Source organism: Pseudarthrobacter sp. NamE2 (assembly GCF_005796205.1).
In the GTDB taxonomy this organism is placed as follows: Bacteria; Actinomycetota; Actinomycetes; order Actinomycetales; family Micrococcaceae; genus Arthrobacter.
This window is the reverse complement of the sequence record NZ_VAHN01000002.1, coordinates 330,925-355,935: the sequence shown is the minus strand read 5'-3', so window position 1 is coordinate 355,935 and position 25,011 is coordinate 330,925. Positions and strand designations below refer to the sequence as shown.

General features: G+C 62.7%; 18 protein-coding genes. 6 read left to right on the top strand and 12 right to left on the bottom strand.

Going from position 1 to position 25,011, the window contains the following annotated elements; translation table 11 throughout:
- Window positions 1-90: 90 nt before the first annotated feature.
- The 6 genes from FDW83_RS04570 to FDW83_RS04545 form a co-directional block, all read right to left on the bottom strand.
- On the bottom strand, window positions 91-816 hold the full coding sequence (locus FDW83_RS04570; protein ID WP_138136393.1) for an ABC transporter ATP-binding protein: 726 nt from the start codon (window positions 814-816) through the stop codon (window positions 91-93).
- Complete coding sequence (locus FDW83_RS04565; RefSeq protein WP_138136392.1) at window positions 817-1,698, bottom strand: ABC transporter permease; 882 nt, start codon at window positions 1,696-1,698, stop codon at window positions 817-819.
- On the bottom strand, window positions 1,695-3,719 hold the full coding sequence (locus tag FDW83_RS04560; RefSeq protein ID WP_138136391.1) for a glycosyltransferase: 2,025 nt from the start codon (window positions 3,717-3,719) through the stop codon (window positions 1,695-1,697). The genes FDW83_RS04565 and FDW83_RS04560 overlap by 4 nt, the downstream gene beginning before the upstream one ends.
- The gene (gene glf / locus FDW83_RS04555; RefSeq protein ID WP_138136390.1) at window positions 3,716-4,903 is read right to left on the bottom strand and encodes a UDP-galactopyranose mutase; all 1,188 of its coding nucleotides are present in this window, start codon (window positions 4,901-4,903) and stop codon (window positions 3,716-3,718) included. Before glf ends, FDW83_RS04560 begins: the two co-directional genes overlap by 4 nt.
- Before the next feature lie 160 nt (window positions 4,904-5,063).
- Window positions 5,064-5,522, bottom strand: a complete 459-nt coding sequence (locus FDW83_RS04550; RefSeq protein WP_138136389.1) for a hypothetical protein — start codon at window positions 5,520-5,522, stop codon at window positions 5,064-5,066.
- 21 nt (window positions 5,523-5,543) lie between these two features.
- Complete coding sequence (locus FDW83_RS04545; RefSeq protein WP_138136388.1) at window positions 5,544-6,284, bottom strand: polysaccharide pyruvyl transferase family protein; 741 nt, start codon at window positions 6,282-6,284, stop codon at window positions 5,544-5,546.
- 182 nt (window positions 6,285-6,466) lie between these two features.
- On the opposite strand from FDW83_RS04545, the gene FDW83_RS19370 reads away from it, so the two are divergent.
- Both FDW83_RS19370 and FDW83_RS04535 read left to right on the top strand, forming a co-directional pair.
- Window positions 6,467-8,563, top strand: a complete 2,097-nt coding sequence (locus FDW83_RS19370) for a S8 family serine peptidase (protein ID WP_370281160.1) — start codon at window positions 6,467-6,469, stop codon at window positions 8,561-8,563.
- 334 nt (window positions 8,564-8,897) lie between these two features.
- A complete protein-coding gene (locus tag FDW83_RS04535) occupies window positions 8,898-12,995 on the top strand; it encodes an FtsK/SpoIIIE domain-containing protein (RefSeq protein ID WP_138136387.1) in 4,098 nt (1,365 codons plus the stop codon).
- On the opposite strand, the gene FDW83_RS04530 is transcribed toward FDW83_RS04535, so the two are convergent.
- On the bottom strand, window positions 12,963-13,334 hold the full coding sequence (locus tag FDW83_RS04530; RefSeq protein WP_138136386.1) for a hypothetical protein: 372 nt from the start codon (window positions 13,332-13,334) through the stop codon (window positions 12,963-12,965). The genes FDW83_RS04535 and FDW83_RS04530 overlap by 33 nt on opposite strands.
- A 345-nt stretch (window positions 13,335-13,679) precedes the next feature.
- On the opposite strand from FDW83_RS04530, the gene FDW83_RS04525 reads away from it, so the two are divergent.
- A complete protein-coding gene (locus FDW83_RS04525) occupies window positions 13,680-13,928 on the top strand; it encodes a WhiB family transcriptional regulator (RefSeq protein WP_003804966.1) in 249 nt (82 codons plus the stop codon).
- A 71-nt stretch (window positions 13,929-13,999) separates the two neighbouring features.
- Here FDW83_RS04525 and FDW83_RS04520 read toward each other — a convergent pair whose 3' ends face one another.
- Genes FDW83_RS04520 through FDW83_RS04505 form a run of 4 tightly spaced genes read right to left on the bottom strand, consistent with a single transcriptional unit; the run spans window position 14,000 to window position 22,349 of the window.
- Window positions 14,000-15,466 (bottom strand): sensor histidine kinase, encoded by a 1,467-nt coding sequence (locus tag FDW83_RS04520; protein ID WP_138136385.1) that lies wholly within the window; start codon window positions 15,464-15,466, stop codon window positions 14,000-14,002.
- Window positions 15,467-15,493: 27 nt separating this feature from the next.
- Entirely contained in the window at window positions 15,494-20,347 is a 4,854-nt protein-coding gene (locus FDW83_RS04515; RefSeq protein ID WP_138136384.1) for an NAD-glutamate dehydrogenase, read from the bottom strand.
- A gap of 56 nt (window positions 20,348-20,403) precedes the next feature.
- On the bottom strand, window positions 20,404-21,708 hold the full coding sequence (locus tag FDW83_RS04510; RefSeq protein WP_138136383.1) for a P-loop NTPase: 1,305 nt from the start codon (window positions 21,706-21,708) through the stop codon (window positions 20,404-20,406).
- Complete coding sequence (locus tag FDW83_RS04505; RefSeq protein WP_138136382.1) at window positions 21,705-22,349, bottom strand: hypothetical protein; 645 nt, start codon at window positions 22,347-22,349, stop codon at window positions 21,705-21,707. The genes FDW83_RS04510 and FDW83_RS04505 overlap by 4 nt, the downstream gene beginning before the upstream one ends.
- A 147-nt stretch (window positions 22,350-22,496) precedes the next feature.
- Here FDW83_RS04505 and FDW83_RS04500 point away from each other — a divergent pair, with 147 nt between their 5' ends.
- Window positions 22,497-22,715, top strand: coding sequence for a helix-turn-helix domain-containing protein (locus tag FDW83_RS04500; protein ID WP_138136381.1), 219 nt, complete (start codon window positions 22,497-22,499; stop codon window positions 22,713-22,715).
- Between the two features lie 24 nt (window positions 22,716-22,739).
- On the opposite strand, the gene FDW83_RS04495 is transcribed toward FDW83_RS04500, so the two are convergent.
- Window positions 22,740-23,309: a hypothetical protein gene (locus FDW83_RS04495; RefSeq protein ID WP_138136380.1), complete on the bottom strand. Its 570-nt coding sequence runs from the start codon at window positions 23,307-23,309 to the stop codon at window positions 22,740-22,742.
- A gap of 140 nt (window positions 23,310-23,449) precedes the next feature.
- Here FDW83_RS04495 and FDW83_RS04490 point away from each other — a divergent pair, with 140 nt between their 5' ends.
- Together FDW83_RS04490 and FDW83_RS19065 are read left to right on the top strand one after the other, a co-directional pair.
- Window positions 23,450-24,412 carry a LysM peptidoglycan-binding domain-containing protein gene (locus tag FDW83_RS04490; RefSeq protein WP_138136379.1) on the top strand — a complete coding sequence of 321 codons (963 nt, stop codon included), beginning with the start codon at window positions 23,450-23,452 and terminating at the stop codon, window positions 24,410-24,412.
- 241 nt (window positions 24,413-24,653) lie between these two features.
- The gene (locus tag FDW83_RS19065; protein ID WP_240720841.1) at window positions 24,654-24,992 is read left to right on the top strand and encodes an Rv3235 family protein; all 339 of its coding nucleotides are present in this window, start codon (window positions 24,654-24,656) and stop codon (window positions 24,990-24,992) included.
- The last annotated feature ends 19 nt before the right edge of the window (window positions 24,993-25,011 follow it).

Genomic DNA, 25,011 nt, shown 5'->3' with positions numbered 1-25,011 from the left:
GACAGCCGACGTGCAAACCCTACGGCGCTGTCACTTCGGCAAAGTCAAAAAGGTTAGGCGCAGTAGCGGGCTCTGCCAGAGCAATACCTTCTAGGACCGAAGTAGCCTGACCGCCTCTTCGATTGGCCCGTCGTACAGCAGTTCCCCGTGGTTGAGGAGCACACCCCTTCGGCAGATGCGCGATACCAGGTCAAGGTCATGACTCACCACCACAAGCGTCTTGCCGTCCCGGGCGAGGTCCTCGATTTTGCTAATGCACTTCCTCTGGAACGGCTCGTCACCAACGGCCAGAATCTCATCGATGAGGAACACCTCAGGATCTGTGTGCACAGCCACTGAAAAGGCAAGACGCAGATACATCCCCGAAGAATAGAACTTGACCTCGGTATCGATGAACTGCCCGATTTCCGAGAACTCCACGATGTCATCAAAACGCTCGCGGATCTGCTTCTCGGTCATACCCAAAATGGCGCCGTTGAGGTAGACATTGTCGCGGCCGGAGAGGTCAGGATGGAAGCCGGCCCCAACTTCGATCAGCCCTGCGACCCGGCCCCGCGTTCTCACGGATCCCGAATCGGGCAGCATCACACCGGAGATGTGCTTGAGCAATGTGGACTTGCCAGAACCGTTAAGTCCCAGCAAGGCGACAGTCTCGCCCGTCTTGATGTCCAGCGTCACGTCTTTCAAGGCATGGAACTTCTCGGAAAGATCCCCTTTGCGGCCTTTGATCAGCCAGACAACCGCCTCCTTTATGGAGCGGGTGTGCCGGAGGACGAACTGCTTGCTGACAGCAGATACTTCAATTGCATTTACCACTCAAAGCTCCTGGGCAAAGCGGCCCTCAAGCCGACGGAAAGTCATTTGGCCCAACACCAGGATCAGTAGCGCTATCCCAAGCCCAACAGGTGTCCAGAGCACGAACAGGTTAGGCGGCATCGGCGCGGAACCATCCGTTGTCGAAAACCAGAACGCGTAGTGGAAAAGTTCCACTCCAATCGTCACTGGATTTGCCTGGTACACAGCAAACCACGCACTTCCAAGTTTCTCCTGAACCATGTTCCATGCGTACATGACCGGGGACGCCCAGGTCGCAATCATCAGCAACATGTCTACAAGATTTTCTGAATCGCGGAAGTAGACATTCACCGCGCCGAATAACAGTCCGAGCCCGGTGGCCAGCATTCCCACAATAGCAAAACCAGCGATAGCCGCCAGAATCTGGGCGAAGTCCGGGCGCCAGCCGGCAATAATACACCCAACCAACAGCACAACCATCTGTGGAAAGAAGTGGACAGCCGACACCCAGACGGAAGCCACAGGAAACAATTCCCTGGGAAGGTAGATCTTCTTGATCAGGTTGCCGTTATTGACAATCGACCGCGCAGCATTTCCCAATGCCTCCGAAAAGAAATTAATCAGCACAATGCCCGAAAACAGATATACCGCGTAATTGGTCAGCCCTTCAGGGTTCCTGGGGCTTCGCTCGAGGCCCAGGAAAACACCCAGAGCAATGTAAAACACAATGAACTGGACGGCAGGCTTTACGTAGGACCAGAGCAGTCCCAGAACCGAGCCACGGTAACGTACCTTGAGCTCCTTGCGGACCAGAAGCTTGAGCAGGAAGCCCGACTGCCGGATATCACGCAGGCCCCCGCCCAAGCCAGGAGTGGTTAGCTCTCCCTGAGCAACTGCGCTCATTTAACCTCGTTCTGGGTGTGCTGCTCGAACGTCCTCCTCCAGGACTCCATGGACGTCAGCTCGGAGACAGCGGCCTTGTATTTCTTGCTGAGGACGGGCCATTCCTTCAGGAGGGCTGAGTGCAGCCGGGCGCTTTCCGCCAGCATCTTACGGAGCCGTTTCGGATCCCGCCGATACCAGGAGGCTCCCGTTCCTTCTGCGTTCGAAACAACTGCGCTGTCATACTGGGCCATACGCCACCAGCGGTTGTCCTGATGTGCAACGGTGGTTTGTGGGCGCACGGCACTTGTGCCCTTGACCGGGCTGGCGAGTTGCCGGACGACAGTTTTTGCTGCCCACGGGAGAAGTGTGATTTTCGACGGCTTTGACGGGCCATGGCCACGCCGCGGCGGCTTATCCATTTTCGGCGCGGGGAAGTCCTCGGGATCCGGACGGAACACAGAATCCGAGTAGTCCGCCATCATCTGGCGAATCTGCGGCAGCTTCTTGTCGAGCAGATCGAGCAGCCCAGCCGGCCCGTTAAGCACGTCCTCCAGCGCCCACTGCCGGCCCTGGGCAGTTGCGTACTGCATCGACACCAGGTGCTTAACGTCGGCGTATTGCGATTCCTTGATGACGCGTCCGCCGAACTCATAGGGACTGTGGAGGAGCGCCGCCACTACCCGGTTGCGGGCATGGAAGTAGGCCTGCCAGCCAACCAGGTCGTCCTTATCAATCCACGAAACGTGCCAAACAGCAGAACCGGGAAGTGAAACGGTGGGATAGCCGGCAGCCTTTGCACGCAGCCCATATTCGGAGTCGTCCCACTTGATGAACAGCGGAAGGGAGAGCCCGATTTCGCGAATCACTTTGGTCGGGATGAGACACATCCACCAGCCGTTGTAATCGACATCGCACCGCCGGTGCAGCCATGACGTCTGGCGCAGGTTGGAGGTGAGGAAGTCATGCCCCAGGTACATGTCCTCGCTCGGAAGCGTGGGCTGGAACCGGTAAGGGTTAACAACCTCCCCAAAAGTATGCAGGACGGTCCTGTTGTAGAGGTCAAACATGTGGCCGCCCACCAGGGTAGGGGTCTTGCACCTGTCCGCAAAAGTCAGCAACCGAATGATGCTTTCAGGCTCTACCACTACGTCATCGTCCATCAGGAGGACGTAGTCGCTGCCATTTTCGACTGCTTCAAACATGCCCCGTGCAAACCCGCCGGACCCGCCGAGGTTAGCCTGGTTGATGATTCGGAGCTTGCCGCCCAACGACTTCTTGACGTCTTCGAAGCCTTCGGCGTCCGTGAGCTTCTGCGTGCCCTGGTCGACGATGAGTACTTCCTTGACGTACGCCAGCGCCTCGTCGGTCGCCGCGAGCAGCCGCAGGTTGTTGAGGCAGAATTCCGTCTTGTTCAGTGTGGTGATCTGAAGCGTGACGGAACCAGGTGTTGTGGCAACGGCAGGCCCCTGCCATTCCGCATCCAGCATGACCAGCGGCTCGGATCCTGCGACAAGGTCGAACCAGTACCACCCGCCGTCGCCAAAGGGAGCAAGGGTGAGCTCGAAATGGTTTTCCGCGATTCCCTCAACCCTGCGCGTGTCCACGCGCTGCAGGGAACCCCGCGCATTGGACTTGTACACGATGACGGAGCCCGCGCCCTGGGTGCGGACCTGCAGGCGGACTTTATCGACCGTCGTCCAGCGCCTCCAGTAGCTTGCAGGGAAGGCATTGAAGTAGCTGCCGAAGGAAACTCTTTCCCCCGACCTGACCGACGTGGAAAAGCGTGAGAGAAAGTCCTCTACGTGCGCTTCCTTGCTGGGACTGCTGATGGTCCGGGCCTTCGTGGGCTTGCCGTCCCGATCCCCCACGGTCGAGAGCTGAATGCCGGTTGCAGTACCCATGTCCATGTACAGGGGCACCGTGTCCATCTGGCTGGCGCTGGGCAGAATCACCCGCTGCAGGGTTTGCCACCCGCTGTGGCTGTCCGCTGTCTCGACCTTTGCGGCGTTTTGCTTCTTGGTGTCCGTGGTTACGCTCATGCGTCCACGCCTCCACTTTCCAGCTTGACGCCGCTTTCGAAGTGCGGCCGGATCTTGTTGTCGAACATGCTCAGCGCCGAACCGATGGCCATGTGCATGTCCAGGTACTTGTATGTCCCGAGGCGTCCGCCAAAGAGGACGTCCTTTTCTGCTGCGGCGAGGTCGCGGTACTTGAGCAGGCGCTCCCGGTCCGCTGCGGTATTGACCGGGTAGTACGGCTCGTCACCCTTTTCCGCAAAGCGCGAAAACTCCCGCATGATGACTGTCTTCTCAGTCTGGTAGTCCCGCTCCGGGTGGAAGTGGCGGGGCTCGATGACACGGGTGTAGGGGACGTCGTCGTCGTTGTAGTTCACAACTGAAGTGCCCTGGAAGTCCTCCATGTCGAGGACTTCTTCCTCGAAGTCGATGGTGCGCCAGGAGAGGTCGCCTTCGGCGTAGTCGAAGTAGCGGTCAACGGGACCGGTGTACACCACGGGGATCTTTCCGACCACCTTGTTCTTGCTGTACTCGTGCGACTCGTCAAAGAAGTCAGTGTTCAGGCGCACCTCGATGTTCGGGTGCTCCGCCATCTTCTCAATCCAGGCCGTGTACCCGTTGGTGGGCAGACCCTCGTACTTGTCATTGAAGTACCGGTTGTCGTAGTTGTAGCGCACGGGGAGCCGCGAGATGATGCCGGCAGGCAGATCCTTCGGGTCCGTCTGCCACTGCTTGCCGGTGTAGTGCTTGATGAACGCCTCGTAGAGGGGACGGCCGATCAGCTGGATGCCCTTGTCGTTCAGGTTCTGCGGATCGGTGCCTGCCAGCTCGCCGGCCTGTTCCTGGATCAGTTCACGGGCCTGGCCCGGGGTCATGTTGGCCCGGAAGAACTGGTTGATGGTAGCCAGGTTGATCGGCAGGGAGTAGACCTCGCCCTTGTGCACGCCGTAGACCTTGTGCACGTAATTCGTGAACGTGGTGAAGCGGTTAACGTACTCCCACACGCGCTCGTTGGAGGTGTGGAACAGGTGGGCACCGTAGCGGTGCACCTCAATACCTGTCTGTTCTTCCTTTTCGCTGTAGGCATTACCGCCGATGTGGTGGCGTCGGTCGATGACAACGACCTTCAGCCCGAGCTCCGAAGCGGCCTTTTCTGCGATTGTCAGGCCGAAAAAGCCAGACCCTACGATGACAAGGTCAGCGGTCACAAAATCTCCTGGTTTGATTGCGGGCAGCGCAATGATGTGCATTGTCTGCTGCTCTAGCCTACCCGAGGCAGCATGCAGCACGTCGAATCAGGGCTCTCCCACAGGTGGGACAGTCGGTCGGGAGTTACTGGCTAAGGGGTAAGGCTTGAGGCAGTAGATCCTAAGCCGTAACGGCAGCGCGGATCCCTCGAAGCAGTCGTACAGCGGTGTTGCCAAAGCTGGGGATGGACGTTGATTCTTCGGCCTGGATCTGTGGGTAGAGCTCCCGGGCCTCATCCAGCTTTTGCTCGATCCTTGCTCCCAAGCGGGCCGAAAAGGTGGCAGTGCCTGTTTCGGGAACACCTGTGACGGAACTGCCTGCTGCCAGGGTTATGTTCGAGGACCAGCCCGTCCCCAATCTGAGCAACGAACCATGCTTCACGTCGTAATAGCCTTCCTTTACGCTGATCGCGGTGCCAACGGCGCCCGCAGCCGCGCCCATGAAATGCAGATGGAAGCGTGTTGTCAGCCAGGACTGGTTCGGTTTAAGCGGGAGCCCGTCCCGCCAGACGGAGATGAAGGGAATGAACGCCTCCGGGCTGAGCAGGTCCCGAAGGGCATCGTATCCGGCCCAGTCCACTCCCGGAATGGCTTCTACGTACTAGACGGTTTTGCCTTCGGCCACGGCTGCCTCCACCACTCCTCGCGCCCGTTCCAACGTCTCCTCGCTTTGCCCCTTTGTCTGGAGGTCATTTTGCAGGCACACCACGAGATCAGCACCCCCACGGGCTAGTCCCTTCCGGAGTTCGTGCTCTGCTGCAAGGAAGGCATCGTCCAGGCCCAGAGGAAGGCCCAGGACCGAGGCGGACTCTTCGTCGCGGACTGTTACGTGGTCAAAGCTCCGTAGCAGTCCTATCAGATCACGGCCTTCGGCGCTGTACGTGCCTGTGAGCAGTGGAACTACCGAAAGTCCGGTGGCATAGAGCTTCGCGCCGGTAAGGGATCGAACAGCGGCCGCACCGGCAATTACGCCTGCATTTGCGGGCCAGAGGCTGTTGAGATATCCACCGCCAAGAACATGGATGCTTTCCATGGATCGAAGGCGATCAATGCCGAGATCATAAGCTGGAGACCCGTAGTTCCTCACAAGATGAACCACCCTGTCCATCACAAAGCCCGGACCGGTGGAGGCGGCCTCCCAGCAAGCCCGCCACAGAGTGTTGGTGGTGTGCAGGCGGGGATGCATCCCATGGAATAGTTCCGTGGCCAGTCCAGGGTTCGGGCAGTCGAGCCATACATCCGTCTCGGGCCGAGTCTCTGCTAAATACCTGAGCCATCCCGCGGCGATAAGTTCATCACCGTAGTTTGGGTTTCCAGCAGGAGAGATCAGGTAGAAAGACATGGGCCACTAGCTTACCAAGCCCGCGCTGCTGCCCCTCAGGGTCTTGTCAAAGGCACAACTCTGTTTGTCAATCCGAGTTTACAGAAGCCAGCAAACACTGGACCATTAGTGATGGCATTAGTGATCAGCTCCAGCCGGCTTGGTCTCACCGCGACTCGTGTCATGATCCTGAAGGACCTACTATGCAAGCAGTCTTCCGCCGCCTGGCCGTGTGCTTGGGTATCACCCTTTCAGCCCTGTTCTTCCCGCAGTTGCCCGCTATGCCGGCGGTAGGGCAGCCCCCTTCCCCGCCTGTTGATGTGAGACCCGAAGCTTTGAGCAGATCTTTGCCACTCGGGTTCGATCCGGAAGATCGGTTCATCGTAAAGTTTGAAGCAACATCGCACGGGAAGAAACCGAGCCGGACGGAGCGGGGCAACGCTTATCGCCAGGCAGCGCGCAAACTGGGCATCGGCGTCCATGAAGTAAGGGAGGCTAACGGGAACCTGGCTGTCGTAAGGTCGGCCACTCAGCTCAGCGACATTGAAGCGAAACGATTCATCGCCGAACTCGCGGTTTCGCCCGGTGTTGAGTATGCAGAAATTGATACATTTTTTCGACCGGCTACCACCCCCGATGACCCCCTTTATCAACTGCAATGGGACCTTTTCGAGGATCGCGGAGGTATCAGGGCTCCTGGTGCCTGGTCCCGCTCCAACGGATCCGGGCAGATTGTCGCCGTTATCGACTCCGGAATCACTGCCCACAGCGATTTGACAGAACGTACTGTCCCGGGCTTTGACTTCATCACGGACCCTGCTATGGCGCATGACGATGACGGCCGCGATGACAATCCTCAGGACGAGGGTGACTGGTGCGGCAGCACGAGCTCGTCCTGGCATGGGACACATGTCACGGGGACCGTAGCTGCCGGAACCAACAATGGTGTTGGAATCGCAGGCGTCGCGTATGGGGCAAAGGTACAACCCATCCGGGCCATGGGTTCATGCGGCGGATATATGAGCGATATTGCCGACGCAGTCACCTGGGCTGTGGGGGGAACGGTCACGGGTGTTCCGGCAAACCCGACGCCAGCGAGGGTGGTAAACCTGAGCATTGGTGCCACCGCGACGTGCAGCACCACACTCCAGAACGTGATGACCTACGCGGCTACCAAAGGAGCGGCAGTAGTGGTGGCAGCCGGCAACGAGGCCCAGCCGGTCGCCAACTCCGCACCTGCCAACTGCAACAACGTCATCTCCGTTGGCGCCACCGACAGGGAAGGCGCACGCGCCCCCTACTCGAATCACGGCCCGGGATTGGATATCAGTGCGCCGGGGGGATCAATGGACAGTCACGGCTCCAACGGCATTGCCTCCACCTGGAACAGCGGAACAACCACGCCCGGATTAGAAAGTTATGCGTATCTGCAGGGCACGTCCATGGCAGCCCCGCACGTGGCAGGTGTCGCGGCCCTGATGCTCGCCGCCGACCCTACACTAACGCCGGGCCAGATAGAAACAACCCTGAAAAGTACCGCACGGCCCGTGCCGGCAGGTTGCAGCACCGACGAGTGCGGCGCAGGCATAGTGGACGCAAACGCCGCCCTTGACGCTCTGCCGCTGTCTTCACCTACGCCTGCGCCCGCTCCCCAGACCCTCACCACCGGCACGCCTGCGCTCGCCCCTACAGCAGCCATCGGACAAACCCTTAGTGCCGACGAGGGCTCGTGGGCTCCCACTCCCGTTACCTTCTCCTACCAGTGGACCAGGAACGGGACGGCTATCCCACTGGCCACCAATCGGGATTACACCGTGAGGCAGGTCGACTTGGCCCAGGAAATCGCCGTCATCATCACAGGCTCGAAGCCCGGCTACACACCAGCCTCCATCAGCTCGCCACCCGCTACGATCCGCCCATTTACTGACGTCGAAAACAGCCACGTCTTTCACAAGGAAATCGCCTGGCTCGCATCAAACGGCATCAGCAACGGCTGGAACGAAACCGACGGAACAAAGACCTACCGGCCCACCATCGCCGTATCCCGGGACGTAATGGCCGCCTTCATGTACCGACTGGCCGGGAGTCCTGCTTACAGCCCGCCCGCAAATTCACCCTTCACCGACGTAGCCACCAGCCACGTCTTCTACAAGGAAATCGCCTGGCTCGCCTCAAACGGCATCAGCAACGGCTGGAACGAAACCGACGGAACAAAGACCTACCGGCCCATCATCGCCGTATCCCGGGACGTTATGGCTGCCTTCATGTATCGCTTTGCCACAACGGCAGCTAGGTCATAGACACGTCCCTTCGGCAGGAATCCGTCAATCCTTGTAACGCGTTTCGGTCTGCGGGCACATACGCTCCTGTCTCCTACCGCAATGGCTGTCCCGCCGCGTGCCACGCACCCTGGCGTCTTGTCACAAACCGTCGGAATCTCCGCACTGGTGGAGATACTGCTCACCAGGACATTTTCGAAACTGGAGCTGTCGAGGCTTGTATGCAGCGGACATAGACGGGGGTTGGTGACGGCAAACCAGCACGAGGTTGCGTTGTCCACATAGGGCAATCCGCAGGTCTGGCGGCACGTTCTGAGAGCTAGCTTGGATGCACAGGCATTAAGGATCTGCATCCATGACACTGCATTGCACACTGGTTCGCGGCCCTGAGTCGCATCTGCCGGCCGGACCGCTCGAACTGACCATTGACGCTCCGGAAGGTGCTTCGGGAGCCGATGTCTGTGAGCATCTCGAGGAAAAGTTCGGCACAGGTTCAATCACCGTTAATGGTGAGGACCTGCGGTCCCTGCGCCTTGGGACGGCACCGTTCGTGAACGGCGCAGTACTGCTCGACGGCGGCGCGGCACCTTTGCGCCGGAAACAACGGAACCGGCGCCCAGAGAGCACATCGGCCGCCCCGCTTGCGCTGGCTGTCCACACGGGTGCGGGCGCCGGCATCGTCATGCCTTTGCGGCGGGGCGTCTATACGCTCGGCCGAAGTGACGCGACCGTTGTTATTGCGGACGCGGAACTGTCCCGGCACCATGCCCGTCTTGTAGTGACGGACAAAGACATCTTCATCGAAGACCTGGACAGCGCGAACGGCACATACGTTAACGGCGAGCAAGTCCGGAATGCGGCTGTAACCACCGGTTCATCGATCCGGTGCGGAAACACGACCATGTCCCTCATGTTCACCGATGTTCCGGACATAGCTCTCATCAGGGCGGGAGCGCCGGTCAAGGAACCTATCGCCATCCCGGGCCGGAACGCGCCCAGCGGCAGAGGAGCTCTTCTCGTCACCGCGGCCTTGCCGCTGGCCATTGGAGTCGGCCTCGCTGTGTTCACCGGTATGTGGATGTTTCTCGCATTTGCTGCAACTTCCGCCTTCGCCCTCCTGATCCCCCTCCTCGCCGGCAGGCGCCAGCAACGGGAGTTCGCTGCAGCGGTGAAGGATGCCGTACACCAGGACCGGGAACGGCGCATGGCCTCCGGCCCTTCCCTTGCCACCCTCGTACTCGCCTTGGGACAAGCCAAGCGTCCACCACCGCAGCTGCCGGAAGAGGGCGGCGTATGCCTGCGGCTCGGACAGGCAAATCAATCGGCCAACATCACTATCAACGGCGGGACCACGCCCGTGAATCTGCCGAGCGCCGGAGAGGTCCCCGTCCTCTTTAGCCTGTCCGGTACCCGGACCGTGTTCCAAGGAACCCCGCATGTGCTCGACGGGATGATCAGGTCGCTCCTGATGCAAGTGTCCGGCTACCCGCGTTGCCGCCATATGCGGGTTGTTGTTCACGGGCAGCCCGGGAACCTTCCCCTGGCCGCACGCTATCTCCCGCAGGTGACGCTCACGGCGACGGCCGATGCTTGCCGCCAGGCGCTGACACAGGCAGTGAACAGCAAGCACAGCCAAGGTGTGCTCGTCCTTCCTCGGGCCCCCGCTGATGCGACCACAACAGCGGCACTGGTCGGGCTTGCAATCCAGAACGGGTGGCACGTGCTGGAATTCCAGGCGAACGGATCGAAAGCGCGGCCGGCGGATGTCACCCTGTCAGAGAACCGTTCAACCCTTCGACGGCGGGAGGGAAACGTGGTCTTCGTCCCCGACCTCGCACCTGTGGGCGTTTTCAACGCTTGCTGCCGCCAACTGGCTGCTGTCCCCTATCCGGCGGGCAGCGCTGAGCCGAATGTCCCCACCGCCTGTGGTTTGGAAGAGCTGCTGACTCTCTCGGCAGTGCAAACTGCTGCCCGCTGGGACGCGAGCGCGGTCAACGACGGACTTGCCGCGCCACTGGGCCGCTGGGCCGTCGGCACCACAATGCTGGACCTGCACGCCGACGGGCCGCACCTGCTGGTGGCCGGAACCACCGGGTCCGGCAAGTCCGAGCTGCTCCGCACCCTTACCCTGGGTCTTGCCCTCAGTTATCCGCCGGACCGGGTCAACTTCCTCTTTGTCGACTTCAAGGGCGGCTCGGGGCTCGGTCCCTTGACAGGGCTGGTCCACTGCGTGGGACTGCTCACAGACTTGAAAAGCGGGGAGCTTGAACGGACACTCATCTCCCTGCGCGCCGAAATCAAACTCCGGGAGGAAGCCCTCGCTGCTGCGCGGGTCCCGGACCTGGCCGCTTACCGTTCCACGGGGGCTGCGAAAGGTTTCGCGCTCCCCCACCTGGTCATCATCATCGATGAATTCCGAATGCTCGTAGATCACTCGCCTGAAGTGCTCCGCGAACTGTTGCGGATTGCCGCCATCGGCCGGTCCCTCGGTATCCACCTGGTGATGGCAACCCAAAGGCCGCAGGGAGCCCTGACGGCGGACATCCGCGCCAACGTCACCACCAGCATCGCCCTGCGGGTCCAGTCGGAGATGGAGTCGGTCGACATCATCGGCACCAAAGCAGCATCAGCCATCAGCATCGGGACGCCGGGGCGCGCCTTCCTGGCCCGCGGCACGGAACCGCCCCAGGAATTCCAGGCAGCAACAACGGGGCGGGTCCAGGCTACGGCAGATGCCGACGACATCTCCGTGCAGCTGGCCACTGACTACCTCATATCCGGCCCGTCCCACGGAGAGAGCGACGGACTACCAACACCAGTGAACGCTTCCACTCCCATGGTCACCCTGATCTGCGACACCTGGGCAGCCAGGCAGGGAGCTCCACCACGCGCTCCCGTTGCCCCGCCCCTGCCGCAGGATATCGAGGAGCCTCTGACGGATTATGAGGCCAGCAGCGTATTTCATGCTCGAGAGCGGAAGTGGACGCTACAGCTGGGCCTGATGGACTTGCCCGATGCACAACGCCTGGAGCCACTGACATGGGGTCCCGTCAGAGACGGACACATCGCACTGATAGGTGCGCCCGGCTCCGGCGCCGGCGACGCGTTGCAGCTCGCCGTGCGGCGCCTGCTGGCCCAGCCAAGTATGGTTTTCTGCTATCTCCTGGACAGTACCGGAACGTTCCACTCCGCGGCCGGACATGCACGGGTGGGTGCAGTCACCGGCCTGCACGAACTTCGACGCGCGGTCCGGGTCCTGGAACGGTTGGCGGAGGAACTTGCCCACCGGCTCAGCCGTCCCGATCACGATGCCGTACCGCTGGTCCTCATGGTCTCCGGATGGGGTTCCTGGGTGTCTGCCTTCAGGGCGGGGCCGCTGGCGCCCGCGGAAGACCTCGTGCACGATCTCGTCAGGGACGGGGCGCGGGCCGGGATTACCGTAATGATCAGCGGAAACCGGGAACTGGTGCACGCAAGATTCAGTGGAGCCCTTCCCAACCGGCTCTACTTCCCTGCAGACTCAAACGACGACAGCAGGCTGGCATGGCCCCGCATGCCCTCCACTGCGGCCGTAAGAGGCAGGGCGGTGGCTTTTGGGCCGGTTTCGCATGGTGGCCCGGCGGTTTGCCAGCTCTACCGCCCGGCCACAGGCCACGACCAGTACGATGCACTGGCGGCCGCCAGCGCAGGGCACCAAGACGAAAAGTCCCCTTTCCGGGTGGAACCGTTGCCGGAACGAATCACCACAGCGGAGATCAACGGCCTGGCGGGCGGCCCCAGCGGCGCCGCTGCACCAGATATGGCAGGGCACAGGCAAGCACAGCTGGACTTGCTCATCGGAGTGGGCGGTGACGAACCGGCGCCCGTTTCCTGCCGGTTGCAGGCAGGAGCCGTACTCGCAGTCCTCGGCAGTCCGGGCAGCGGCAAAACCAATTTCCTCACGAGCCTGCAGGCCCTGCATCCCGGGCGGCGCTGGCTCTCCCCCCGTGCCGAAGACACCGGCGACGACAGAGCCATGCCGTGGGCTGAGACCCTGGCAGCAGCGCGTGCGGGCCGGCTGGCCAAAGATACGGTACTCCTCGCCGATGATGCAGACCTGATGTCACCCACAACGCTGCGCGACTTGGGCGAACTGCAGGAGCTGGGCATGGCGGTGATCCTGACAGCGGCCTTCAGTCCCCTGCTCTTGCAGCGCGTCCCGCTGATGATGCGCGCCCGCGCGAGCGGCACCGGAATCTTGCTGTGCCCTCGCACTGTTTCTGATGGGGACGTCTTTGGGGTGCGCTTCGAAGTGGAGCCGTCGCCGCCACCGGGCCGTGCAGTCCATATCACCGGCGGCCGTGCCACTGCCATCCAAACTCCCTGGGGTGGCAGCGAAAGGTCCATAGGTGTGCGAGGATCACGGGCCCAGGCATTCCAGCTAAAGAGTGGGCGGAGCACTTCCCGTGCGTGACGCGAAGCTGATCACCTTGCTGTGGAACAGGAGAATGATCGCGGCGACCGCCGGCACCAGCATGGCCAGGCCGGCCACAACAAGACCCCCCGTCATCGTCGGAAATCCGATGGTCAACACAAACAGCTGGGCCACAAGGGCTGCCGCCCGGGTCCAGCGGTAGCCGCGATGGAGAAACACCGCGACGGAGTAGAGCCAGGCCGCGAATGCAAGCAGCAGCACCAGCGTGAAGACAGCTCCCCATAAGGACAGGACCGGACTTCCCGTCAGCAGCTGGTAGCCGTACCAGCCGGCAGCAACCAGCAGTGCCGTGGCTTCCGCAGCGACAATGAGTGCCACGACCAACACCGGTGCGGGCGCTCCACGCGTTGCGCCGCCGCGGTCACGGGGCCCTGGCCGCGGTTCATCCGGAGGGAATGGAGACTGGGCAGGGTTTTCCGGGGGTCTTGACACACTGGCACCCTACCGGACATAGTCGGACATTGGTGAAGGCGGGTGCGGCCAGTGTGATGTATCGCTCAGCGTTCAGGGGATATAAGGCGTTATTACCCCTTGTTTACACAGCGTTAACATGACAGGCTTGATTCAGATGACCAAGGGGGCCCTGCCGGGCCCTTTTCCTTTGTAGCTACTAGTGAATTATTTCACAAAGGGCTCTTCCCAGAAATGGAGCAATTGATCAGCATGGATTGGCGTAACCGCGCAGCGTGCCTGGATAAGGACCCGGAACTGTTCTTCCCCGTCGGAAACACCGGGCCCGCCCTCCTGCAGATCGAGGAAGCCAAAAGCGTCTGCCGCCGGTGCCCGGTAGTGGACACCTGCCTGCAGTGGGCACTCGAGTCCGGCCAGGATGCCGGTGTCTGGGGTGGCATGAGCGAAGACGAGCGCCGCGCCCTGAAACGCCGGGCAGCCCGCGCACGCCGCGCTTCCTGATCGCGCGAAAAGCAAACCGACAGCCCCTGCCGCAACCTTACAGTTGCAACAGGGGCTGTCAGTTTAAGCAGTTACTTGCCCGCCAGGCTCAGCCGGATCCGGACGGCAGTGCCGCCGCCCTCGCGCGGCTGCCACTGAATGGTCCCGCCCAGTTCGCTGGTCACCAAGGTCCGCACGATCTGCAGGCCAAGGCCCTCAACGTGTGGTGTCTCGGGTAGGCCAACGCCGTCGTCGGCAATGGTCACGGTGAGTTCTTCGCCGTCTTCCCCTTCTGAGCGGTCGGCGACCAGCCACACCGTGCCGGCGCGGCCCTCAAGGCCATGTTCGACGGCGTTGGTTACCAACTCATTGATGACCAGTGCAAGCGGCGTCGCCAGATCGCTGGGCAGCTCACCGAAGGTTCCGGAGCGCTCCGTCCTGACCTGCTGCGAGGGCGACGCCACCTCCGCGGACAGCCTGAACTGGCGTCCAATGAGCTCGTCGAAATCAACACTTTGCGTCAGCCCCTGGGAGAGGGTCTCGTGGACCAGCGCTATGGTTGCCACCCGGCGCATTGCCTGCTCCAGGCCTTGTTTGGCCTCCTCGCTGACCATGCGGCGGGACTGCATCCGCAGGAGCGCTGCCACGGTCTGGAGGTTGTTCTTCACCCGGTGGTGGATTTCCCGGATGGTGGCGTCCTTGGTCACCAGCTCCATCTCGCGGCGCCGCAGCTCGGAAACGTCCCGGCACAGGACCAGGGCGCCGAAACGCTGCTGTTCGTCGCGGAGCGGAATGGCCCGCAAGGACAGGCTGACGCCGCGCGATTCGATTTCACTGCGCCACGGCATCCTGCCGGTGACCACCAATGGCAGTGTCTCGTCCACCATGCGCCGGTCCTTCAGCAGGCTGGCGGTGACCTCCGCGAGGGAGCGGCCCTCCAGCGATTCCCCGTCGCCAAGCCGCCGGAACGCAGAGACGCCATTGGGGCTCGCGTACTGCACCACGCCCTCGGCGTCGAGCCGGATCAGCCCGTCCCCAACGCGGGGCGCACCCCGACGTGATCCCGTGGGTGAGGCGAAGTCGGGCCACAACCCAAGCGTCCCCATGCGGAGGAGGTCATAGGCGCACTGTCGGTAAGTCAGCTCCAGGCGCGATGGCATCCGGGAGCTGGACAGGTCCATGTGGGTGGTGACCACGGCAAGCGTCCGGCCGTTGCGGACCATGGGCACCGCCTCAACGCGGAGTGCCATGTCGCTGCTCCAGTTGGTCTCGCTGGACCGCTCAATGGCGCGGCTGTTCCAGGCCTTGTCCACGAGCGGGCGCAGGTCCGACCGGATCCCCTCGCCCACAAAGTCCCCATGGAACACCGTGTGCGTGGTGGAGGGCCGGACGTGCGCCAGCGCGACGTACCCATAGTCCGGGTGGGGAAACCACAGTGCCAGGTCGGCGAACGCCAGGTCCGCGACCATCTGCCAGTCCCCCACCAGGAGGTGCAGCCATTCGGCATCGCCCGGCCCGAAATCAGCATGCTCCCTGATGGGGTCCGTAAAGATTGCCACTGCACCTCCATTTGCGACGCCGGTTTGCTAGCGTCGGACGATTGACCTCAAGAGCCTCAATGCTACCGACAGTGAGGCCATATCGTCCGACTCGAGGGCGTTGACCTCATCGAACATGTTCTTGGCGCGCCCCAGCTGCTCGGCGTTCATGGCCTCCCACTCCTTGAGCCGGGCCTCCGGTGCGTTCGCAGCGGACGTCGCGTCCAGCACCGCCGTCGTCATATCCGAAACCGTGGAATACAGGTCGTCCCGGAGCGCAGCCCTGGCCAGCGCCTGCCACCTGTCCTGCCGCGGCAGGGCACTGATCCGTTCGAGCAGCGAGTCCGCATGGAAGCGGTTGAACACCGTGTAGTAGACGGCCGCAATCTCTTCCACGGGGTCCTTGCGGACCCGGGCAATTTTGGCGATGTCAAGCAGCACGAAGCTCTCGAAGAGCTCCGCCCACCGAACGGCGAGCCCTTCGGGAAGCTCCCATTCGCGGCCCTTCTCCAGCCAGCCTGCCACGCGTTCGCGGTCGTCGCCGCGCAGGTAGTCCAGCAGGCGGGCGCGCATGGGGTCCATCAGGGGCTTGAATTCGGACACGACGTCGGCGATGGGCCGGGACACGGTGCCCTGGGTCAGGAGCCACCGGACAGCGCGGTCCAGCAGCCGCCGGATGTCCAGGTGCACCGTGCTCCAGTGCTCGGTCGGGAAGGAGGCGGGCAGGCTGTTCAGCTCGGCAACCATGGCGTCGAGCTCGTAAATCTCCCGCAGGGCGACAAAGGCCTTGGCAACGGCAACCTCGCTGGCGGACGTTTCCTCCATGACCCGGAAGGCAAAGGTGATGCCGCCCAGGTTGATCATGTCATTGGCCACCACGGTCGCGATGATTTCCCGGCGCAGCGGATGGCTGTCCAGCTCGGCGTCGAACCGCTCCCGCAGCTGCTGCGGGAAGTAGGCCCGGAGGGTCTGCCGGAACCAGGGGTCGTCGGCAAGGTCGCTGTCGAGGAGCGCCGATGTCAGCTCGATCTTGGCATAAGCCGCCAGCACCGAGAGCTCCGGTGACGTCAGGCCCTGGCCCTGCTGGAGCCTCTCGCGCAAGGACTCGGTGGTGGGCAGTGCCTCGAGGTCCCGCTTCAGGTCCGCGGATTTTTCGAGCCAGTCCATCAGCCGCTCGTAGCTGGGGCTCCACTCCGCCACCTTGGTCCGGTCATTCAACAGCAGGATGTTCTGGTCAATGTTGTCTTCCAGCACCAGGCGCGCCACCTCGTCCGTCATCGACGCCAGGAAACCGGGGCGTTCCTCTGCCGACAGCTTCCCAGCAGCAACCATACGGTCCACGAAGATCTTGATGTTGACCTCGTGGTCGGAGCAGTCGACCCCGGCCGAGTTATCGATGGCGTCCGTATTGAGAATGACTCCCTGCAGGGCAGCTTCAATGCGGCCGCGCTGGGTCATGCCGAGGTTGCCGCCTTCGCCGACCACCTTGACGCGCAGGTCCCGGCCGTCCACGCGGATGGCGTCGTTCGCCTTGTCCCCCACCGAAGCGTTGGTCTCGGTGCTGGCCTTGACATACGTGCCGATGCCGCCGTTGTACAGCAGGTCGGCAGGTGCCAGCAGGATGGCCCGCAGGAGTTCGGGCGGGCTGAGTTCCGCCGTTTCCGGCGGAAGTCCCAAAGCCGTGCGGACCTGTGCGGATACCGGAATGGACTTGGCCTGCCGGGGATAGACTCCGCCGCCCTCGCTGATAAGGGACTTGTCGTAGTCGTCCCAGGAAGACCTTGGCAACTCGAAAAGCCGCTGCCGCTCAGCAAAGGAGGTCTCCTCGTCCGGGTCGGGGTCGAGGAAAATGTGGCGGTGGTCGAACGCGGCGATAAGGCGGATGTGCTTCGAGAGCAGCATTCCGTTGCCGAAGACGTCGCCGGACATATCCCCGACGCCCACCACTGTGAACGGCTGGGTCTGGGTATCAAGATCCAGCTCGCTGAAGTGCCGCTTCACGGATTCCCATGCCCCGCGGGCGGTGATCCCCATGGCCTTGTGGTCATAGCCAACCGACCCGCCGGACGCGAAGGCGTCACCAAGCCAGAACCCGTACTCCGCCGCCAGGCCGTTGGCGATGTCTGAGAACGTTGCGGTGCCCTTGTCAGCCGCGACCACAAGGTAGGAATCGTCGTCGTCGTGCCTGACAACGTTCGACGGCGGCACGAGCCTTTCGCTGTCGCCTTCAGTCACGAGGTTGTCGGTCAGGTCGAGCAGGCCGCTGATGAAGGTCTTGTAGCTCTCGACTCCCTCAGCCATCCATGCGGCGCGGTCCACGGAAGGATCCGGCAAGTGCTTGGCAAAGAATCCGCCCTTGGCGCCGGTGGGCACGATGACAGCGTTCTTCACGGTCTGTGCTTTGACGAGGCCCAGGACCTCGGTACGGAAATCCTCGCGCCGGTCGGACCAGCGCAGCCCGCCGCGGGCCACCTTGCCGAAACGGAGGTGAACACCCTCAACACGGGGTGCGTACACCCAAATCTCAAACATGGGCCGCGGGAAGGGCAGTCCGTCGATGCGGGAAGGATCCAGTTTGAAGCTCAGGTGCCGCTTGTTCTGGTAGTAGTTGGTCCGAAGCGTGGCCTCGATCAGGTTGGCGAAGGTGCGAAGGACGCGGTCGGCGTCGAGCGTTGCCACCTTCTCGATGGACGCGTCCAGTTCCCGGCGCACCGTCTCCTGCGCGTCCAGCCGCTCCTCCTCCGTGAGTACAGGATCGAAGCGCGCCGTGAAAAGAGCGATGAGGTTCCGCGTGACGTCGGGGTTGGCCAGCAGGGTGTCGGCCATGAAGCCGAAGGAATTGCTGTTGCCCATCTGGCGCATGTAGCGGGCGTACGCCCGGAGTACCGTGATCTGGCGCCAGTGCAGGCATTCGCGCAGGACCAGCCGGTCGAAAGCATCCGATTCCGCAGCGGCGGTGACGGCAGCGCTGAAGGAATCGGCCAGCAGCTCGCCGGTGGAGACGGGGTCCACTCCGGCCGGGTACTTCAAGCCGAGGTCGTACAGGAAGAAGTCGCGGCGGTCAGCCGTTTCAATCTCAAACGGCCGCTCGTCCAGGACCTCCAGTCCCAGGTTGTGGAAGAAGGGCAGGATCTGGCTGAGGCTCTTGGGCTCAAGCATGTACAACTTGACCCGGGCGTCCTCTTCCAGCGTCGCCCCGGCACCCTCCGGAAGGTAGACGTGCACGCCGGGCCGTTCCTGCGGGGCGCCCACAGCCCGTTCCGCCGCCGCGCCGTACTTCTCAAAGCGGGCAATGTCCTCAAGGGCGTCCTCCACCTCGTAGTCCACCCGGTAGCTCGCCGGAAAGGCTTCAGCCCAAATGGCCGCCAGCTCTTTTGCTTCCTCGGCGTCCCGGCCCTCGCGCAGGACCTCGGCGATTCCTTCACTCCAGGAGCGGGCGGCCCGGACCAGCCGCTTCTCCAGTTCCGCCGTGTTGACGTGGTTGACGTCGGCATTCTTCGGCAGGCGTATGCGGAAGAACAACCGGGCGAGGGCCGATTCCGTCATCCGTGCCTCGTAGTCGATGGACACTGCCTGGAACGTCTCCCGAAGCTCCTGTTCAATCCGGAGGCGCACGTTGGTGGTGTACCGGTCGCGGGGAAGGTAGACGACGGCGGACATGAACCGGCCGTAGATGTCAGGCCGCAGGAACAGCCGGGTCCGCCGGCGCTCCTGCAGCTTCTGGATTCCCATGGCAGTAGCGGCCAGGTCGGGGACTTCGATCTGGAACAGCTCGTCGCGGGGGTAGGTTTCGAGGATGCCCAGGAGGTCCTTGCCGGAGTGGGAATCCGGCGGGAAGCCGGCACTGCGCAGGACGGCATCCACTTTCTCCCGGACGATCGGAATGTTGCGGACCGATCCGGTGTAGGCGCTGGTGGCGAAGAGTCCAATGAAACGGCGCTCGCCGTTGACGTTGCCGGCGGCGTCGAAACTTTTGACCCCGATGTAATCCAGGTAAGCGGAACGGTGGACGGTGGAACGGGAATTCGCCTTGGTGATGACCAGCGCCCGCTTTTCGCGCGCCTTTTTCCGCCCGGTGTCCGTCAGGTGCTGGATGTGCGGCGAGTCAGCTGCTGCGCGCAAAAGCCCCAGCCCACTGTCCTCGCGAAGTTCAAGGACGTCTTCGCCGTCGACAGTAACGAGGTCGTACTCCCGATAGCCAAGGAACGTGAAATTACCGTCGTCAAGCCAGCGCAGGAGATCCTTCGCCTGCCGCAGTTCGGCGATCTGCGCAGGGTTGGCCACCTGGTCAAGGCTTTCGGAAATCTGGCGGGCCTTCTGGCGCATTTTGGGCCAGTCCTCCACCGCGGCGCGCACGTCGTTGAGCACCCGGTTCAGGCCCTCGAGGAGGGAGCTTTTCGCATCCTCCGAAATGCGGTTGATTTCGACGGCAATCCAGGACTCCATGTGCGACGCGTCCTCACCCTGGGCAATCAGGTGTGACACGCTGGGCATCGCAGCCGTATCACCGCTGGAGATACCAATATGGGCAGGGACCCTGTTGACCTTGACGAGGTTCCCGGTCTCCTTGTTGCGCGTGGCGACAATGAGCGGGTGGACCACGAGCTTGATGGCGGCATGCTGGCGGACCAGTTCCGCGTTAACCGAGTCGACCAGGAAAGGCATGTCATCCGTGACGACGTAGACGACGCTGCTGTCCTCCTCGTCCACGATGGCGGTCTTAGCCTGGCCGGGGCGGCGTACTGAGGCGACCTCACGATGGTTGTCCGCCCGCGCCACGAGCACCTCGCGGGGGTAGCTCCGCGCGTCCTCCTCGGCCAGATGCTGGTAGTAGTCCCCAATGAAGCCTTCCACGCCTTCCATGGAAAGGGGCTGATCCTCCACGCTGGATCCAGACGACATCGACACACGCCTCCATCACAAGTATTTGCTGCCCCGTCGCAGCTCTTATGGCGAGCCTAGTCCTTTGCCCTGCGCCGTGCTGTGGAAGAAAAGACAGAGGATTTGGACTTTTGCTGGTCAGGTGCACAAACCAGATCACGCACGGCGCGACGCAGGGCAGAATCAGGAGCAGCTTCAAGGAGGAGCGACCCTGCCAGCAATGCCGTATCTGCCGCTCCGGGGTCATATGGCAGGAACTTTTTGAGCTCGAAGGCAGGGCCGAACCTTTCCCAAGCATCCCGCAGTTGGCGTTCAGGGCTTCTGCCCACTGAGGAGGCCCGAACTTTGTTCATAACAACGGTGGGGGACGCCTGCGGCACAGCAGCTTCAAGTTCCGCGAGGCCGCGTACGAGCCGCGGTACTCCGACGGGGTCGGCGGCACCCACGGCAAAGACGGTGTCCGCCAGCTCGAGCGGCCGCAACGTGGCTGCGTTGCGGCGGGGAGCCATGGTGTCAAAGCTCAACTCCTCGTCAGCTTCGAGGCAAAACCCGGTGTCGACCACCACGACGTCGGCGTATTGGCGGGCCCGTTCCAGGACCAGGGCAAGGGCCGGCGCGCGAAGCTCGGTCCACCGGTCCGGCCGGGTTATGCCGGTCAGGACTCGAAAGGTTCCGGACGTGGTGGCCACGGGAGTGGCAATCCTGGCCAGAGCGGCAGCATCGAGGGTTCCCTGGTCCGCCTGCCTGCATGCCTGCGCCAGCCCCGCCGATTCATCCATCAGGCCCAGCACGGCGGCGATGCTTGCCCCGTAACTGTCCGCATCCACAAGGAGTACTTTCTTGCCGTCCGCCGCCATCTCCCCGGCGATGTTGGCAGCAATGGTAGTGCGGCCCGGAGCCCCTGCCGGCCCCCAGACAGCGATGATCCGTCCCGCACCCGGCGTCTCTGGAGACGGCGGTTCTGCCGGTGTGACCTTCAGTGCCGCGCCGGTATCTGCCAGCGAACTCCGGCCCGGCCCATGTGCCCCGGCTCCGGTCAATTGGTCCACCGCGTCCGCAATGCAGGCTGACAGCTCGGCGGAGTCCACCGCCGTCAGCGCGGAAGCCACTCCGATCTTCCGAAGCCTGGCCGCTTCATCCTCGTTGTCAGTCAGCGCGATGATCGCGACTCCCACCGCTCCCAGCCTGTCTACCAGCGATGCGGTGAGCCCCTCCGATCCCTCAGCGATGACGGCAGCCCGGGCAAGTCCGCTCTGGCATGCGGCGAGGAGTTCCGGCAGTTCGGCGCACCGTCTGACAACCGTTACAGGGCCGTGCAGGCGTTCCAGTCCGCCCACCAGATCATCACGGCTCTGGCCGACGGTAACGACCGGGATGCTCATCGGGTTCCGCCGCCCGGATTCCACACAACAGAGATCTTTGCGTCATTGGCCTGCGCTCCGAGCAGGGCCGGCATCCGGTCATCCTCGACAAGGACCATGAGGATCGTGGTCTTGGTGGACCCCAGGGCGGTGGAGCCTTCGGCCACCTCTGCGATCTCGGCGCCGGGAAGGAGGAGCTTTGGCTCACTGAACCCATTCTTTGCATCGGGCTGGGCCACCCAAACGTCGACCCTGGCGCCCTCCACCGCCTGCGACGGAAGCGCCTGGTCGATGGCGAGGGCCACCGGCTTACGGTCCAGCTCGTCCACTTCCCCAAGGCTTGCCCGGGGAACAAGCTGGTCCTTGCCAATCCGCTGCACGGCAACAACGCCCTCCGGAAGGCCTGCTGCAACAGGAATGTAGTGCTGCTCCGTCTCGCCAAGCCGAACTTTTGCCCGCACGACGTTTTCCGGTGTCAACGCTTCACCCACCGCGATCGCATCCCTGGCCGCATAAACCTCGGTGGTCCGATCCGCGCTGTTGACGAGGAAAACAACGCCTGCCACCGACACCAGCACCAGGAGGACGCCCAGCAGCAGGCGGGGGTCTTTCCAGGACGGGCGCCTCAGGCGTGCAGCGGTGGCAGTAGGATCAGGAACCATGCCGTTTCTCCCGTGATAGCCGGCGCCCCCAGTTGGCCGGACACCTCATTGTTACGGCAAGGGCGCCGGAACGAAAGTCATGGACGCAAATGGGGCCAATCTGTGGATAACGACAGCAAACCCGGTCTTGTGATGCAAAATGGATGCATGCCCAGGTTCCTGACTCTGGCGGACGTCGCCGAGCAACTTCAGATCAATTCGCCGGCCGCTTATGCACTGGTTCGAAGCGGAGAACTGAAGGCCATCCAGGTGGGCGGCCGCGGCCAGTGGCGGGTTGAAGAAAAGATGCTTGAGCAATACATCGAGGAACGGTACGCCGAGGCCAGCCGGATGATCCAGGAATCCAAGTCCTCGAAGTCGATGTGATCCGGCCCCTTCATAAAGCCGCTGCTATAGGTCCCTCGCCAGCCGCGCCCGGATGGCGAGCAGTGCCGTAAAAGGAATAGTGGAAACGTGGCTGACGTGGCCGCTGCGGCGCGCCTCGCCGGGCGTGACGGCGGCAAGGTCCAGATAGTCCTTTCCCACTCTGTCAATGACCCCTTCCATCCGCTGGTTGCCCGCGCTGCTTCCGAGGGTTACCGTCAGTTCGGCCCGGTCCCTGGCAAGGGCCCGCAATGCGTTCCCCAGCCCCAGCCCCCGCCGCACCTGTGAAGGTTCTGCGCGCAACGACCTTCCCAGGCCTACGAACCGTGCCGCAGCCGTATAGGGAACCAGAACCTGGTGCGGGTCTTCATCCAGCACCAGCGCGTCAGCCCCGGCATAGCTCACCACCCCGTGGATGGTATCGCCGCTCATCAGGTGGACCGCAATGCGGCAACCCAGGGAGCCCCGCAGTCTGTCCGCGAAGCCGGCGCCCACCATCTCGATTCTTGCGCGCTCGTTGACCTCGGCTTCCAGGGACAGCCTCCCGGATTCGGCGAACTGGCTTTCCATATCGTCAAAAAGGGCAGCCCAGCGCATCCAGTCAGCCTAAGGACTGCATTCACCCACCGTCAATGCACGTAAATTTCTCCTCCAGTGTCTAGACAAATAGAAAGGTCTGCGGTCAAACTGAAGCAGACAGGAGCAAACTGCATCAAAGTGCATCAAAGAGGAATCGGATGACAACGCTGGACGCAAACCGGGGACGGGCTGACGCCGCAATGGCAGTCGGCCTGTTGCTTTTGGGAACCCTGCTTTTCCTGAGTGGCGCCGGACTGGCCGGGCAGTGGCAGGCTTCCCTGGCGGGAAACCGGGCTCTCACTATCGAGCAGCTCTTGGGAACCGCAGCAGCCGTTTCCGGGGCAGTCCTGGTGCTGTGGTGGTGTGTAGCCTTCAGCTGCGCAGCAGGTGCCCTTGTCCTCGAGCGGATCGGGAAGGCAGGGGCTGCCCGGGCGACGCGCAAAGTGTCCCCTGCCTTTATGCAGCGTTTGGTGCTTGCGGCCGTGTCCTTCCAGCTGCTGTCCGGTGCTGCCGCCCATGCCGCGGTTCCGGTGCCGGGGCCTGCATGGGGACCCACACAGGGGCAGGAAGCAACGGTCCCGGCAATCCCGGAAGGTGCACAGCCCGTCCGAAGTGACGGCGGACTTAGTGCACCAGCCACACCCGACCCAACGGTGTCTGTGCAACCAGGAAGCGCCAGTCAAACTCCGGGTGCAGGTGCCAGCGGCTACGCGGAAATGGCAGCCGCGGGCCCGGATCCAGCGTCGGCCGCGTCACCCAGTGGCCAGGACGGTGTCCCGGTACCCGAAGCAGGTTCCTACTCACCCTCGGCTCCTCCGTCATCCTTCAATCCCGGCTGGCAGCCGTCCGCTCCCGTTGTCGACCCCGGATTGCTTGCCGCACCTGCCGCCCGCGATGCTCTCCAGGCCCAGCAGCCGGTTGGCGAGGGGAACGGTGGGGTGGCTGTCCTGTCCGGGGACAGCCTGTGGGACATTGTGTCGGGTTACTTGGGGCCGGGGGCGTCCGATGTGGACATCGCGCTCGAATGGCCGCGATGGTACGAAGCCAACAAGTCCGTCATCGGCCCGGATCCGGACACCTTGCTCCCGGGACAAGTTCTGCTGCCGCCGGCAACTGCATAGCTCCAAACTCCAAACTGGCAGGCACTGGGCCGGCCGGGACCAACTCAAAGAACAAAATGAGGGGAAAACAATGTCCGCAGTTACGCCGATCCGCGCTGCCCAAGGGCGAACATCCACTACACCAGGAACACTCCGGGCGGCCGGTCAGGAAGGGCGGCAACGGCAGCCGGAGCAGCCTCGAAGCGGCATTGCAGGGATCGCCCGTCCACCCGTCCTGAGGTCTGCGGATCCGGACGCGGAAGTGCGCGCCATCATACGCGGCACCATCCAGGCTGCGATGGAGGTTCTGGCCGGGATCCGCCCCGTACATCAGCTCGCGCGCCGGTTGGATCCCCGGTCCCTGGCCAATCTGCAGCACCGCGCAGCTCTGATCAGGCGGGAGTTCGTCCGGACAGGCAACCCAGTATTGGCACGGCTGCACCGGAATTCGACCGTGCGCTCGGTCCGGGTCTGCGAAGTGGCTGACGGCATCTTCGAAGCCAGCGCGGTGGTGATTGATGACATCCGTGCCCGTGCCGTCGCAGTCCGCCTGGAACGCGCCAAGCAGGTTTGGCGGGTAACCGAACTTGTCATCGGCTGACTATGGAAAACAGACAGGT